Here is a 15,098-nt window from a genome sequence, read left to right as displayed (position 1 = left end):
GCGATCCACGCCGCCATCTACGCCATGCCCGGGGGAGAGCTGCGCCGTGAGCTGGTCGGGCTGCTGCGCCAGGGCCGCTGTGCACGCAGGCGCCGCAGCCGGGGCACTGACAGGCGCGGCTCGCTGCAGGGCACGTTGAGCATTCATGCGCGCCCGGCCCAGGCCAACGAGCGTTTGCTGCCCGGCCACTGGGAGGGCGACCTGATCGTGGGCAAGGCCAACGCGTCGTCTGTCGGCACGCTGGTGTGCAGGAAGTCGCTGTTCACCATGATGGTCAAACTGGGCAGCAGCAAGGCTGCAGACGTGCTCGACGGCTTCACCAGGGCGTTCTGTGCGCTGCCGCAGGAGTTGCGCCAGACGCTGACGTACGACCAGGGCAAGGAGATGGCGCTGCACAAAAGCCTGGCCGACAACACCGGGATGACAATCTACTTTTGCGACCCCCACAGCCCCTGGCAACGGGGCCTCAACGAGAACACCAACGGGTTGCTGCGCCAGTACCTGCCCAAGGGCACGGACCTGGGCGTGTACTCCCAGCGAGAGCTCGATGAGATGGCCTGGGAGCTCAATACGCGCCCCCGAAAGAGCCTCGGCTGGCGCAGCGCTGCAGAGGTGTTCTACGACGATGCCAGCATGGCAAAAGCCGGCCTTATCCCTACTGTTGCACTTGGTCTTTGAATCCGCCCAGAAAAGAAAGTTACCCCCCGCCGGGAAGGCGCTCCCCCCTCAATCCACAGAAGAACCCACCCAAGGCCCCGAAAGCAGAAAGCAGAAAGCAGCGACTGAAGTCCATGCTTCGCGCAGACATAAAAAATGCCGGACTCAATCCGGCATTTCGTCAAGGCAGGCGCTGCGTGTCAGGCGCCGAAGAAATTCTTCAGCTTGTCGGTCCAGCCTTCCTCGCTGGGCGAGTGCTTGGCGCCGCCTTTCTTGATCGACTCGTCGAGTTCCTTGAGCAGCTTGCGCTGGTGCTCGGTCAGCTTGACCGGCGTTTCCACCGTGATGTGGCAGTACAAATCACCCGGGTAGCTCGAACGCACGCCCTTGATGCCCTTGCCGCGCAGCCGGAACTGCTTGCCGGCCTGCGTGCCTTCGGGAATGTCGATGGCCGCCTTGCCGGCCAGCGTCGGTACCTCGATCTCGCCGCCCAGCGCCGCCGTGGTGAAGCTGATCGGCATCGAGCAGTGCAGGTCGTCGCCGTCGCGCTCGAAGATGTCGTGCTTTTTCAGCCGGATCTCGATGTACAGGTCGCCCGGCGGGCCGCCGTTGGTGCCCGGTTCGCCGTTGCCGGTCGAGCGGATGCGCATGCCGTCGTCGATGCCGGCCGGAATCTTCACTTCCAGCGTCTTGTTGGTCTTGGTCTTGCCCACGCCGTGGCAGGCCATGCAGGGCGAGGGGATCAGCTTGCCGCTGCCCTTGCACTGCGGACAGGTCTGCTGCACGCTGAAAAATCCCTGGCGCATCTGCACCACGCCGTGGCCGTGGCAGGTGGTGCAGGTCGCCACCTTGGTGCCGGGCTTGGCGCCGCTGCCGTGGCAGGTAGCGCAGTCGTCCCAGCTCGGGATGCGGATCTGCGCTTCCTTGCCGGCGGCCGCTTCTTCGAGCGTGACTTCCATCGCATAGCTCAGGTCGCCGCCACGGTAGACCTGCCGGCCGCCGCCCTGTGCGCCACGCTGGCCGCTGAACACATCGCCGAAAATATCGCCGAACGCCTCGGCAAAACCGCCAAAACCTTCAGCGCCGGGACCGCCGCCGCCGCGCATGTTCGGGTCCACGCCGGCATGGCCGTACTGGTCGTAGGCGGCACGCTTTTGCGCATCGGAAAGCATTTCGTAGGCTTCCTTGGCCTCCTTGAATTTTTCCTCGGACACCTTGCTGTCACCCTGGTTGCGGTCAGGGTGATGCTTCATCGCGAGCTTGCGGTACGCTTTTTTGATGTCTTCGTCGCTGGCGTTCTTGGGAACGCCCAGCGTGTCGTAATAGTCTTTTTTGGCCATGTCAGGTCAGGCAATCATTGTTAAAAATTCAGCGGTCAGCCCAGGCAGGGGCAGGAAAAAGCGGGCATTGCATGCAGCGGCAAAAGACAAAAGCGGAAAGCCGGGATTGCTCCTGGTTTCCGCTCTTGCACTGGCCATGCATTTTCATGCAGTCAGCAGGCCGCTTCAAGCCGGCTTACATCAGCCCTTCTTGACTTCCTTGACTTCGGCGTCCACGACATTGTCATCGGCGGCGGGCTTGGCCTGGGCCTGTTCCGCATGGGCCGCACCGGCTGCGTCGCCGCCAGCGCCTTGCGACGACTGCATGTCGGCATACATCTTTTCGCCCAGCTTCTGGCTGGCTTCCATGAGCGCGGCATTCTTGCCCTCGATCGCGTCCTTGTCGTCGGACTTCAGGGCTTCTTCCATGTCCTTGATGGCGGACTCGATCTTTTCCTTTTCGCCCGCGTCGAGCTTGTCGCCGTACTCGGTCAGCGATTTTTTCACGCTGTGGACCATGGCTTCGGCGCTGTTCTTGGCCTGCACGAATTCGACCTTTTTCTTGTCGTCCTCGGCGTTCAGTTCGGCGTCCTTCACCATCTGCTGGATTTCAGCTTCCGACAGGCCGGAGTTGGCCTTGATGGTGATCTTGTTTTCCTTGCCGGTACCCTTGTCCTTGGCGCCCACATGCAGGATGCCGTTGGCATCGATGTCGAAAGACACTTCGATCTGCGGCGTGCCGCGCGATGACGGTGGAATGCCTTCGAGGTTGAACTCGCCCAGCGCCTTGTTGCCCGAAGCAATCTCACGCTCGCCCTGGAACACCTTGATCGTCACGGCCGGCTGGTTGTCTTCAGCGGTCGAGAAGGTCTGGGCAAACTTGGTCGGGATGGTCGTGTTTTTCTTGATCATCTTGGTCATCACGCCACCCATGGTCTCGATGCCCAGGGACAAAGGCGTCACGTCGAGCAGCAGCACGTCGGAGCGGTCGCCCGACAGCACCTGGCCCTGGATGGCGGCGCCCACGGCCACGGCTTCATCAGGGTTCACGTCCTTGCGTGGCTCCTTGCCGAAGAATTCCTTGACCTTTTCCTGCACCTTGGGCATGCGGGTCATGCCGCCGACCAGGATCACGTCATGGATGTCGCCAACGCTGATGCCGGCGTCCTTGACGGCCACGCGGCAAGGCGCAATCGTCCGCTCGATCAGTTCCTCGACCAGGCTTTCCAGCTTGGCGCGGGTCATCTTGATGTTCAGGTGTTTAGGGCCCGACGCGTCAGCGGTGATGTAGGGCAGGTTGATGTCGGTCTGCGCGCTGTTCGAGAGTTCGATCTTGGCTTTTTCAGCGGCTTCCTTCAGGCGCTGCAGGGCCAGCACGTCGTTCTTGAGGTTGACGCCGGAGTCCTTCTTGAACTCGTCGATGATGAAGTCGATGATGCGCTGGTCGAAATCTTCGCCGCCGAGGAAGGTGTCGCCGTTGGTGGACAACACTTCGAACTGCTTTTCGCCATCGACATCGGCAATCTCGATGATCGAGATGTCAAACGTGCCGCCGCCCAGGTCATACACCGCGATCTTGCGGTCGCCCTTTTCCTGCTTGTCCAGGCCAAAGGCGAGGGCAGCGGCAGTGGGCTCGTTGATGATGCGCTTGACATCGAGGCCGGCAATGCGGCCGGCGTCTTTCGTCGCCTGGCGCTGCGCGTCGTTGAAGTACGCAGGCACCGTGATCACGGCGTCGGTGACAGGCTCGCCGAGGTAGTCTTCGGCGGTTTTCTTCATCTTGCGCAGGATGTCGGCGCTGACCTGCTGGGCCGACAGCTTCTTGCCGCGCACTTCGATCCAGGCGTCGCCGTTGTCGGCGGGCACGATCGAGTAAGGCATCAGGCCGATGTCTTTTTGCACTTCCTTTTCGCTGAACTTGCGGCCGATCAGGCGCTTGACGGCGTACAGCGTGTTGCGTGGGTTGGTCACGGCCTGGCGCTTGGCCGAGGCGCCGACCAGCACTTCACCGTCTTCCTGGTAGGCGACGATGGACGGCGTGGTGCGGGCGCCTTCGGAGTTTTCAATGACGCGGGGGGTGTTGCCCTCCATGATGGAGACGCAGCTGTTGGTGGTGCCCAAGTCGATGCCGATGATTCTTCCCATGATTAACTCCTGTTTATTGTTTCGTGAAGGTTTTGGATGCCGGGCCAGGCGCTGTTGGCTGCCCGGTTCAACAAGCTGCTGAAGACTTGCGGATAAGTTTTACAAGTTCAAGAGCAGCCGACATATTTCAGATGTTTATTTGTGCTTACTGCGGCGCTGCCACGGTGACCAGGGCAGGGCGCAGCACGCGCTCGGCAATCAGGTAGCCCTTTTGCAGTACGGTGACGACCGTGTTGGCTTCCTGCTGCGCAGGCACCATGCTGATGGCCTGGTGCTGGTGCGGGTCAAATTTGGCGCCGGCGGCTGGATTGATCTCGATGACCTTGTTGCGCTCCAGGGCGCTCTTGAGCTGCTTGAGCGTGGCTTCAGAGCCTTCGCGGATCTGCTCCAGCGTGGCTTCCTTCAGCGCCAGGCCGGCTTCCAGGCTGTCGAGCACCGGCAGCAGGCTCTCGGAGAAGCTTTCAAGGGCAAACTTGCGCGCCTTGGAAATTTCGTCCTCGGCGCGACGCCGGGCGTTTTCAGCCTCAGCCTTGGCGCGCAGATAGCTGTCGGACAGTTCGGTGTTCTTGGCCTGCAGCACTGCCAGCTGGGCTTGCGCCTCGCTGGCTGCGTTCATGGCGTCAAACTCGTTGGCGGCCTGCGCTGCTTCGAGTTCTTCGGGGCTGGGCGCGCCTGTCAGGTCGTTGTTCTGTTCGGGTTGTTTGTTCTCGGACATGTTGGTAGGGATGTTTTTGAAGCTGCTAAGCTGACTAGCTTGGGACCACAAGCCCCTTTTCAAGGCAGGGATTTGAGGATTAATAATGAAATGTCGCCTGAACCAGCAGCGTGAGGGCCGCTACCGTACAGGCAGCCTCAACGCCGGCAAGTCCGGCCCGATGCGTCAGGATTGTAGGGGGGTCAACGTCCGGGTTCAACTTCGCTTGAGGAAGCTGCCGCCTGAGGCAGGCCTGGCCCACAAACAAAAAAACAGGCCTTTTGCCTGTTTCTGTTTTTGTGTTGGCAGTGGCCGCCCGCTTATTGTGCGGTGCTTTTGTCCGCGTTGACCTTGGTCTGGCTGACCACCCATTTTCCGGCGAAAGCCTGCAGGTCGTTCAGGCGCTTGAGCAGGTCGGCGCCGAGTGTCGTCACGGTGTAACCCTTTTCGCCATGGCCGAGCAGGCCGGCGGCGCGCAATTCCTTGATGCGGGTGTTCAGCGTGTTGGGCGTGATGTTGCCAATGCTGTCCTGGAGCAGGCGAAAGGTTTGCGGGTGGCCGTCTTTCAGTGCCCACAGCACGCGCAGTGCGTAGCGCGACTCCAGCAGTTCAAGCAACAGGCTCACGGCAGCGTTTTCTTTGGCACTCATTGGTTTATCTCCTCAGGTCGGTCGGGTCACAGGGAATGGGAATCAGGCCCGGCAAAGGCCCGCCGCCAAATATAACGCAAAATCCGTTTTGCTACGAGTTTTATAGCTGGTCATGCCCGCGCTGTGTGGATTTCGAGACAAAACGGCGAAAAATCTGTCTGCGGCCCGGGTGCCGCTGCGCATTGCCAGGATTCCCCGGATTCAGTGATCCAGGCGCTCCAGCGCCGCATTCATCCTGGCTGAGACGCGGGCGGCAGGCTGATCGCGCAACCGGCCCTTGATGATTCCATGATGCTTTCAATCACCTGCTGCACGCCCAGCGCGGAGCGCCCGCTGACCGCAGGCGTGCGTCCGGCCTGCACCGCGCGAATGAAATCCTGCAGCACGTCTCGATGGGCCGCATGGTTGAAGGCCATGGGGTCGGCGCCGCCGCCCGAGCCCTGGCGCTCGCCCAGCGCCAGGCGCTTCCCGCTGGCAAACATGACCTGCAGTTCACCGGATTCCAGCGTTGCCGTGCCCAGCGTGCCATTGATCTCAATGCGTTCCGGAAAACCCGGATAGGCCGCCGTGGTGGCCTGCACCACGCCCATGGCGCCGCCGGCGTAGTGCAGCAGCGCCGCCGCCGTGTCCTCGCCTTCCATGCGATGCACCGGCGAGGTCGCGGCCAGGCCCGTGACGCGCTCGGGCAGGCCGGTCAGGCTGAGCAGCAGGTCCAGCGTGTGGATGGCCTGGGTGATCAGCACGCCGCCGCCGTCCCGCGCCAGCTTGCCGCGCCCCGGTTCGTCGTAATAGCCTTGCGCGCGCCACCAGCGCACCGACGCGCTGGCGCTGACCAGCCGGCCGAGTTCGCCTGCGTCGAGCAAGGCCTTGAGTCCCAGTGCCGCCTCGCGCAGGCGGTGCTGCAGCATGACCGCGAGCGTGACGCCTGCGGACTCGCAAGCCTGCACCAGCCGGGTGGCCCGGTCGAGGTCGATCTCCAGCGGTTTTTCGACCAGCACGTGCTTGCCGGCACGCGCCGCCCGCAGGACGATGTCCAGGTGCGTGTTCGGCGGCGTCAGCACCAGCACGGCCTTCACGCTGGCATCTTCAAGAATGTCTTCAAGCCGCGTGGTCCTGCGCGCCTGCGCCGGCAGGCGGACGGCGGCCAGGCGTTCGGCGCTTCGCCCGTACACCCAGGCCAGTTCGGCTTCCCCGGCAAGGTCCTCCAGGCTGTGGAAGTGGGGCGCCGAACCGAGTCCGGCGCCAATGACGGCCAGGCGCAGGCGCTCCGTGGATGAGGCCGCAACGGCCGGTTGATTCTGCTCTTGCACTTGAAGGTGTCCTGATCGGGATGGTTTTTGTTGGAAAACGTAAAACCTATTGGTTGTCGTACAACTCCTATGTGTTCTACATATAAGTTATTATTTCAGGACGCTTATTTGAGGTTGCTTTTTTCAGGTTGATCCGAAGGCTGCAGGGTGTGCGCATTGTTTCCCCTGCGCAGGCGCTCGCGGCTGTTTGACAGGTGAGTTCGCATGGCGGCGCGGGCCGCTTCCGGGTCCTGGTCGCGGATGGCGTTGTAGATGCTTTCGTGCTCGGTGTTGACGCGCTGCAGGTAATTCAGCCGTCCCTCGGGGGCGTTTTGCGCCGTGTTGACCCGGGTGCGCGGAATGATCATGGTGCCGAGGTAGTTCATCAGGTCGGCAAAGTGCCGGTTGCCGGTCGAGCGCGCAATTTCCATGTGGAACTGGAAGTCGGGCGGCACGGCGTCGGAGTCCCGCTGAATCGAATCCCGAAACGCGTGCAGCGCCGTTTCCAGTGCCGCAAGATTGTCTGCCGTTCTTCTTTGCGCCGCCAGGCCGGCCGCTTCGGTTTCCAGGCTGATGCGCAGTTCCAGCACCGAAATGACATCGGTGATCGTCGCGAAGTCGTCCGCTGCAATCTTGAAGTTCCCCGACTCTTCGGGGGACAGCACGAAGGTGCCGATGCCATGCCGTGTCTTGACCAGCCCCGAAGCCTGCAGCTTGGACAGGGACTCGCGGACCACCGTGCGGCTGACATCGAACTGCGCCATGATTTCGGCTTCGGTCGGGAGTTTTTCGCCGGGCTTGAGTTGCCCCGCGCGAATGCTGGCCGCCAGGCTCGTGACGATTTCACCCACCAGTCCACGGGGCCGCCGCGCACGCGGGAGCACCTCGCGGGCCGGGTGCGCATTGCCGGAATCGGCGGTCTTGGCCGGACTAGGGGTTTTCCATGAGTTCATATAAAAACCGTTGACAGGTTAAAGGGCTGCTTGGACAATTTAAGTCATCAGACAACATACGACTGATGATCGATGGGTTTGACTCTATCAAACCTGATGGATTTGTCCAGTGTTTTACAAAGAAACGGCCTTTAAAAATGACGATCAAAGTTCATGACAAGCTGCTGCTGACCGGCGCGGCCGGCGGTTTGGGTAAAGCCTTGCGCGACCGCCTCAAGGCCAATTGTTCCACCCTGCGCCTGTCCGATGTCCAGGCCTTTGGCGACGCCGCCCCAGGCGAGGAAATCGCCCTGGCCGACCTGGCCGATGCGGCGGCGGTGGACGCCATGGTGGCCGGCGTGGACGCCATTGTCCACCTGGGCGGCGTGTCTGTAGAAGGACCGTTCGGCCCCATCCTGCAAGCCAACATTCTGGGGGTCTACAACCTCTATGAAGCGGCCCGCAAGCATGGCGTCAAGCGCGTCATCTTCGCCAGTTCCAACCACGTGACCGGCTTTTACCGCCAGGACGAAACCATCACCGCCGAACATCCGGCCCGGCCTGACGGCATGTATGGACTGAGCAAGGCCTTTGGCGAAGACCTGTCGCGCTTTTACTTCGACCGCTATAGCATCGAAACCGCCTGCGTGCGCATCGGCTCGTCCTTCCCCGAACCCCGGGACCGCCGCATGCTGGCGACCTGGCTGAGCTTTGACGACCTGCACCGGCTGATCACCGCCTGCCTGACCACGCCGATCCTCGGCCACAGCATCATCTTCGGCATGTCCGACAACGCCGTGACCTGGTGGGACAACAGCCGCGCGCGCCACATCGGCTACGTGCCGCAGGACAGCTCGGACGTGTTCCGGGGCGCCGTTTATGCCCGCACCACCAACCCCGACCTGAACGATCCGGTGGCCCAGTACCAAGGCGGCGGCTTCGTGGTGGCCGGGCCGTTTGGCGATTGAGGCGGTCATGAGCAGCAACCTCATCAAGGCAGAACTGGTACACGACGCGCGCAACGGAACCGGCGAAAGCCCGGTCTGGCACGGCGCCGAGCAGGCGCTGTACTGGGTCGATATCCCGGCGCGCAAGCTGTGCCGCTGGACGCCGGCTACCGGCGAGAGCCAAAGCTGGCTGGCGCCTGAAATGCTTGCCTGCGTGGCGCTTATCGCCGGATCGAAGCACTGGATCGCCGGCGCTGAAAGCGGCATGTTCCAGCTTTCACCGCAGAATGACGGACAACTGGGATTCGAACGCCTGGCGACTGTCAGTCATGCCATGGAAGGGATGCGCTTCAACGACGGCCGCTGCGACCGGCAGGGCCGCTTCCTGGCGGGCACGATGTTGATGAATATGGCCGCTGGCGCAAGCGTAGGCTGCATCTACAGCTATCAAAATGATACTGGCTTGACCCAGCTGCTCGATGGCTTCATCACGCCCAACGGCATGGCCTTCAGCCCTGACGGCCGTACCATGTACTTGTCTGATTCGCATCCGTCGGTGCAGTCGGTCTGGGCCTTTGACTATGACGTTGACACCGGAACGCCGTCGAACCGCCGGCTGTTCATCGACATGAATCCGCTGCCCGGCCGTCCCGACGGCGCGGCCATCGATGCCGACGGCTGCTACTGGATCTGCGGCAACGACGCCGGCCTGATTCACCGCTTCACGCCCGACGGCAAGCTCGACCGCTCGCTGGGCGTGCCGGTCAAGAAGCCGGCCATGTGCGCCTTTGGCGGCGCCGGCCTGGACACCCTGTTCGTGACATCGATTCGCCCCGACGGAATCGATTTGACTGACCAGCCGCTGGCCGGCGGTGTGTTTGCGCTGCGCCCCGGCGTGCGCGGACTGCCCGAGCCGGCGTATCTGCATTCTTAAAAGTTTTCCGCTACCCCCTTAACCACACCGAGGATGACATGAAGATTCAAAAAACCCTGCTGGCTGTTGCCGCCGCGCTGGCCCTGATCCCGATGGCCGCGTCGGCTGCCACGTTCCGCTCTGCCGACATCCACAACGCCGACGACTACCCGACCGTGGTCGCCGTGAAATACATGAGCGATGTGATGGAGAAAAAGAGCGGCGGCAAGTACAAGATCAAGGTGTTCAACAAGGCTGCCCTGGGCACCGAGAAGGAAACCATCGACCAGGTCAAGATCGGCGCGCTCGACCTGACGCGCGTCAACATCAGCCCCATGAACTCGATCTGCCAGAAGACGCAGGTGCCGACCATGCCCTTCCTGTTCAAGTCGGTCGAGCACATGCGCAACACGCTGGACGGCCCGGTGGGTGAAGAAATCCTGAAGGACTGCGAAGCCCAGGGTTTCATCGGCCTGGCTTTTTATGACAGCGGCGCACGCTCGATGTATGCCAAAAAGCCGATCAAGACCGTGGCTGACATGAAAGGCATGAAGGTTCGCGTCCAGCAGTCCGACCTGTGGGTCGCCCTGATTGGCGCCATGGGCGGCAACGCCACGCCCATGCCTTTCGGTGAGGTCTACACCGGCCTGAAAACCGGCCTGATCGACGCCGCCGAGAACAACTATCCGTCGTTCGACACGTCCAAGCACTATGAGGCCGTGAAGTTCTACTCCAAGACCGAGCACTCGATGGCCCCCGAAATGCTGTTGATGTCCAAAGTCGTCTGGGACAAGCTGCCCAAGGCCGATCAGGACATGATCCGCAGCGCCGCCAAGGAATCGGTTGCCGTGGAGCGCAAGAGCTGGGACGAGCAGGAAGCCAAGTCGCTGGCCGTCATCAAGGCAGCCGGCGTGCAGATCGTCGAGGTCGACAAAGCCTCGTTCCAGTCCGTCATGGGTCCGGTGTATGACAAGTTCATGGTCACGCCTGACCTGAAGCGCCTGGTCAAGACCATTCAGGACACCAAGTAACCCATCGGCCACCAAGCCCCCATCCCCCGGCGCCATGCCAGGGGATGGGCAGCGCTTCGTCCCTGTGCTGGGGCTGGGCGCCGCGACAAGGCAAGGCAACAACATGAACTTCTATACAAAATTTTGCGCCATGCTGTCCAAGATCAGCCTGATCCTGGCCGTCATTGGACTGCTTGCCGTCGTCCTGTGCGTGCAGTGGCAGGTGTTCGGGCGCTACATCATGAACGACACGCCCACCTGGGCCGAAGCCCTGGCGCTGCTGCTGGTGCTGTTCGTCACCGCCTTCGGCCTGGCTGTGGGCGTGCGCGATGCCGGCCACATCGGCCTGGAGTCGCTGGTCGTGCTGCTGCCCGAGAAATGGCAGCACCGCATTGAAATCCTGATCCATGTGCTGGTGGGCACCTTCGGCGTGCTGATGGTGTACGGCGGCGGACTGTGGATGATTGCCAAGTGGGACGAGAAAAAACCCATGATGCCGGTCCCCGACGGCATCGACTACCTGCCGCTGGTGATTGCCGGCGTGCTGATCGTGCTGTTTTCAATTGAACATATCATCGCGCTGCTGCGCGGCCAAGTCGTGGAGCCAGCATGGAACTGACAGTACTCGCCCTGAGCTTCACGCTCTTTCTGGTCATCGGCGTGCCGGTCGCGTTCGCGATTGGCCTGTCGTCGGTGGCCACCATCATTGCCGCCGGGCTGCCGGTCGCGGTGGTATTCCAGAAAATGATCGGCGGCATGCAGGTGTTTTCCTTCCTGGCCATTCCGTTCTTCGTGTTCGCCGGCGAGCTGATGCTCTACGGCGGCATTGCCGACCGGATCGTGCGCTTTGCCAACAGCCTCATCGGCCATGTGCGCGGCGGCCTGGGCATGAGCAATGTCATTGGTTGCACCTTGTTTGGCGGCGTGGCCGGCTCGCCGCTGGCCGACGTGTCGGCCATGGGCTCGGTGATGATTCCGCTGATGGTGAAGGAAGGCTACGACGCCGACTATGCGGTCAACGTCACCACCCACGCCTCGCTGGTCGGCGCCATCATGCCGACGTCGCACAACATGATCATCTTCACGCTGGCGACCTCTGGCATCGCCTCGGTCAGCGTGCTGAGCCTGATCCTGGCGGGCCTGGTGCCGGCGATCATCCTGACGCTGTGCAACCTGGGCGCGGCCTACTATGTGGCAGTCAGGCGCGGCTATCCGACGCGCGGCGTGTTCCCCGGCTGGGGCGAAGTGTCGCGCGCCTTTGGCGCTGCGCTGCCGGGCCTGCTGGTGGTGGTGATCATCCTGGTCGGCATCTTGTCGGGCGCCTTCACCGCCACCGAGTCTGCCTCGATTGCGGTGGCCTGGGCGCTGGCCATCACGGTGTTCGTGTACCGCTCGATGTCCTGGAAAAACTTCATGACGGCCTGCGCCAAGGCCTGCAAGACCACCGGCGTGGTGTTGCTGCTGATCGGCATTTCCAACGCGTTCGGCTACTTCATGGCGCTGTACGAGGTGCCGCAGTTGACGGGCGAGCTGATGAAGTCTGTGAGCAGTTCTCCGTGGGTGATCTTCCTGATGATCAACGTCCTGCTGTTCGTGCTGGGCACCTTCCTGGACATGGCCGCAACCATCCTGATCTGCACGCCGATTTTCATGCCGATTGCCATGCAGTTCGGCATGGACCCGGTGCAGTTCGGCATCGTCATGCTGATCAACTGCGCGCTGGGCCTGAACACGCCGCCGGTCGGATCGGTGCAGTTCGTCGGCTGCGCGATCGGGGGGATATCGGTCGGGCAGGTGATGCGATCGATCCTGCCGTTCTACAGCGCGCTGGGCATTTGCCTGCTGCTCGTGACCTACGTGCCGGCATTCTCGATGTGGCTGCCCAACCTGGTCACCAAGTAAGGCCCATGCCGCCGCGCTAATCTTCGGCGCGGCATCTGCTTCGGCCCGTTTCAATTCAATCTTTTCGCGATAAAACCATGAACCCCCAAGACCTCAAGACCATCGTCAACTCCGGCCTGCTGTCCTTCCCCGTCACCGACTTCGACGCGCAGGGCGACTTCAATCCCAAGGGCTATGCCGAGCGCCTCGAATGGCTGGCCCCGTACGGCGCCACGGCCTTGTTCGCCGCCGGCGGCACGGGCGAGTTCTTCTCGCTGACCGGCGACGAATACCCGCTGATCATCAAGACCGCCGTGGACACCTGCGCCGGCAAGGTGCCCATCATCGCCGGCGTTGGCGGCTCGACGCGCTTTGCGATTGCCTGCGCGCAGGAAGCCGAGCGCCTGGGCGCCCACGGCATCCTGCTGCTGCCGCACTACCTGATGGAAGCCTGCCAGGAAGGCCTGATTGCCCATGTCGAGCAGGTCTGCAAGAGCGTGAAGTTCGGCGTGATCGTCTACAACCGCAACGTCTGCAAGCTCACCGCCGACTCGCTGGCCATCCTGGCCGACCGCTGCCCGAACCTGATCGGCTTTAAGGACGGCGTGGGCAACATCGAAACCATGTCTTCCATCTTCCTGAGGATGGGCGACCGCTTCTCCTACCTGGGTGGCCTACCCACGGCCGAGGTCTATGCCGCCGCCTACAAGGCGCTGGGCACGCCGGTGTATTCGTCGGCGGTGTTCAACTTCATCCCGAAGACGGCGATGGATTTCTACCATGCCGTGGCAGCCGACGACATGGCCACCCAGCACCGCCTGCTCAAGGACTTCTTCATGCCCTACCTGGCGATTCGCAACAAGAATCCGGGCTACGCGGTCAGCATCGTCAAGGCCGGCGCGACCCTCGTTGGCCACGGCGCCGGCCCGGTGCGCGCGCCGCTGATCGACTTGAAGCCGTCGGAAATGGAAGAGCTGGACGCGCTGATCAAGACGCTCGGCCCGCAGTAACACGGACGCACAGGAGGCTTTCGCATGACCGCTTTGCCCAGTTCGCAAGCCCGTTACATCCTCATGCATGAGGCTGACAACGTGGCCATCGTCGTGAATGACGGCGGTTTGCCCGCAGGCGCCGTTTTTGCCAGCGGATTGACGCTGCGCGACAAGGTGCCGCAAGGCCACAAGGTCGCGTTGGTCGATCTGCCGCAGGGCGGCATCGTGCGGCGCTACAACGTGCCCATCGGCTACGCCGTGAAAGACATCGCGGCCGGCAGCTGGGTGCATGAGCGGCTGCTCGACATGCCGGACGCGCGGGGGCTGGACAACCTGCCCATCGCCACGGTGAAACCCGCAGCTTTGGCGCCGCTGGAGGGTTACACCTTCGAGGGCTACCGCAATGCCGACGGCTCGGTCGGCAGCCGCAACATCCTGGCCATCACCACCACGGTGCAGTGCGTGGCCGGCGTGGTCGCGTTCGCCGTCAAGCGCATCAAGGACGAGCTGCTGCCGCGCTTCCCGAATGTGGACGACGTGGTGGGGCTGGAGCACAGCTACGGCTGCGGTGTGGCGATTGACGCGCCCGACGCCATCATCCCGATCCGCACCCTGCGCAACATCACGCTGAACCCGAACTTCGGCGGCGAGGTCATGGTCGTCAGCCTGGGCTGCGAGAAGCTCCAGCCCGAGCGCCTGCTGCCGCCCGGCACCATCCAGATCGTCGATGAGCGCAACGTGGCTGATGTGGGCGTGAGTGCGGAGGCGCCGCTCGATGTGGTCTGCCTGCAGTCCGAGCACCATGTCGGTTTCATGGCGATGATCGACTCGATCATGGGCGCGGCCGAGCTGCACCTAGAGCGGCTCGATGCGCGCCGGCGTGAAACCGTGCCGGCCAGCGAACTGGTGGTGGGTGTGCAGTGCGGCGGCAGCGATGCATTCTCGGGCGTGACCGCCAATCCGGCGGTGGGGTTTTGCACCGACCTCTTGGTGCGCGCCGGCGCGACGGTGATGTTTTCCGAAACCACCGAGGTGCGCGACGGCATCGACCAGCTCACCGCCCGCGCCACGACGCCCGAAGTCGCGCAGGCCATGATCCGCGAAATGGCCTGGTACGACGCCTACCTGGAAAAAGGCCGCGTGGACCGCAGCGCCAACACCACGCCGGGCAACAAGAAGGGCGGGCTGTCCAACATCGTCGAAAAAGCCATGGGCTCGATCGTCAAGTCGGGCAGCGCACCCATCAGCGGCGTGCTGTCGCCGGGCGAAAAGGTCAAACAAAAGGGTTTGATCTATGCCGCTACTCCCGCCAGCGACTTCATCTGCGGCACGCTGCAGCTGGCCGCCGGCATCAATTTGCATGTCTTCACCACCGGACGCGGCACGCCCTACGGGCTGGCCGAGGTGCCGGTGATCAAGGTGGCGACGCGCACCGACCTGGCGCGGCGCTGGCATGACCTGATGGACATCAACGCCGGCCGCATCGCCGACGGCGACGCGACGATTGAGGACGTCGGCCGCGAGCTGTTCCAGTTCATGCTGGACGTGGCCAGCGGCCGCAAGAAGACCTGGGCCGAGCACTGGAAGCTGCACAACGCGCTGGTGTTGTTCAACCCGGCGCCAGTGACGTGATGGCTTGAACACCCATACCCAACAACAACATCGAAGG

The 15,098-nt window shown here is 62.7% G+C and carries 14 protein-coding genes; 8 read left to right on the top strand and 6 right to left on the bottom strand.

Annotated elements, in window-relative coordinates; translation table 11 throughout:
• Positions 1-678 (top strand): IS30 family transposase (locus EC86_RS0108605; protein WP_198026766.1); only part of this gene is annotated, 678 nt, incomplete at its 5' end.
• Between the two features lie 179 nt (positions 679-857).
• Here EC86_RS0108605 and dnaJ read toward each other — a convergent pair.
• The 6 genes from dnaJ to EC86_RS0108575 form a co-directional block, all read right to left on the bottom strand.
• Positions 858-1,997: a molecular chaperone DnaJ gene (gene dnaJ / locus EC86_RS0108600; RefSeq protein ID WP_029525257.1), complete on the bottom strand. Its 1,140-nt coding sequence runs from the start codon at positions 1,995-1,997 to the stop codon at positions 858-860.
• Between the two features lie 180 nt (positions 1,998-2,177).
• On the bottom strand, positions 2,178-4,121 hold the full coding sequence (dnaK, locus tag EC86_RS0108595; protein ID WP_029525256.1) for a molecular chaperone DnaK: 1,944 nt from the start codon (positions 4,119-4,121) through the stop codon (positions 2,178-2,180).
• 145 nt (positions 4,122-4,266) lie between these two features.
• On the bottom strand, positions 4,267-4,836 hold the full coding sequence (gene grpE, locus EC86_RS0108590; RefSeq protein ID WP_029525255.1) for a nucleotide exchange factor GrpE: 570 nt from the start codon (positions 4,834-4,836) through the stop codon (positions 4,267-4,269).
• 299 nt (positions 4,837-5,135) lie between these two features.
• Positions 5,136-5,465 (bottom strand): winged helix-turn-helix transcriptional regulator, encoded by a 330-nt coding sequence (locus EC86_RS0108585; protein ID WP_029525254.1) that lies wholly within the window; start codon positions 5,463-5,465, stop codon positions 5,136-5,138.
• Between the two features lie 230 nt (positions 5,466-5,695).
• A complete protein-coding gene (locus EC86_RS0108580; RefSeq protein ID WP_051675791.1) occupies positions 5,696-6,775 on the bottom strand; it encodes a Gfo/Idh/MocA family protein in 1,080 nt (359 codons plus the stop codon).
• Positions 6,776-6,879: 104 nt separating this feature from the next.
• On the bottom strand, positions 6,880-7,707 hold the full coding sequence (locus EC86_RS0108575; protein WP_029525252.1) for a FadR/GntR family transcriptional regulator: 828 nt from the start codon (positions 7,705-7,707) through the stop codon (positions 6,880-6,882).
• A 137-nt stretch (positions 7,708-7,844) separates the two neighbouring features.
• Here EC86_RS0108575 and EC86_RS0108570 point away from each other — a divergent pair, with 137 nt between their 5' ends.
• The 7 genes from EC86_RS0108570 (at position 7,845) to garD (ending at position 15,061) form a co-directional block, all read left to right on the top strand.
• Positions 7,845-8,654 carry an NAD-dependent epimerase/dehydratase family protein gene (locus tag EC86_RS0108570; protein ID WP_029525251.1) on the top strand — a complete coding sequence of 270 codons (810 nt, stop codon included), beginning with the start codon at positions 7,845-7,847 and terminating at the stop codon, positions 8,652-8,654.
• A gap of 7 nt (positions 8,655-8,661) precedes the next feature.
• Entirely contained in the window at positions 8,662-9,567 is a 906-nt protein-coding gene (locus EC86_RS0108565; protein WP_198026765.1) for an SMP-30/gluconolactonase/LRE family protein, read from the top strand.
• 38 nt (positions 9,568-9,605) lie between these two features.
• Entirely contained in the window at positions 9,606-10,577 is a 972-nt protein-coding gene (locus tag EC86_RS0108560) for a TRAP transporter substrate-binding protein (protein ID WP_029525249.1), read from the top strand.
• Between the two features lie 103 nt (positions 10,578-10,680).
• The gene (locus EC86_RS0108555) at positions 10,681-11,175 is read left to right on the top strand and encodes a TRAP transporter small permease (RefSeq protein WP_036772966.1); all 495 of its coding nucleotides are present in this window, start codon (positions 10,681-10,683) and stop codon (positions 11,173-11,175) included.
• Positions 11,166-12,458, top strand: a complete 1,293-nt coding sequence (locus EC86_RS0108550) for a TRAP transporter large permease (RefSeq protein WP_029525247.1) — start codon at positions 11,166-11,168, stop codon at positions 12,456-12,458. Before EC86_RS0108555 ends, EC86_RS0108550 begins: the two co-directional genes overlap by 10 nt.
• 77 nt (positions 12,459-12,535) lie before the next feature.
• Complete coding sequence (kdgD, locus tag EC86_RS0108545; RefSeq protein WP_029525246.1) at positions 12,536-13,447, top strand: 5-dehydro-4-deoxyglucarate dehydratase; 912 nt, start codon at positions 12,536-12,538, stop codon at positions 13,445-13,447.
• A 24-nt stretch (positions 13,448-13,471) separates the two neighbouring features.
• Positions 13,472-15,061 carry a galactarate dehydratase gene (gene garD / locus EC86_RS0108540; protein WP_029525245.1) on the top strand — a complete coding sequence of 530 codons (1,590 nt, stop codon included), beginning with the start codon at positions 13,472-13,474 and terminating at the stop codon, positions 15,059-15,061.
• Positions 15,062-15,098: the final 37 nt, after the last annotated feature.

The sequence above is a fragment of the Polaromonas glacialis genome (assembly GCF_000709345.1).
Classification (GTDB): Bacteria; Pseudomonadota; Gammaproteobacteria; order Burkholderiales; family Burkholderiaceae_C; genus Polaromonas; species Polaromonas glacialis.
Note: the sequence above shows the minus strand (reverse complement) of the source record. Positions and strands in the feature narration are given on the sequence as shown.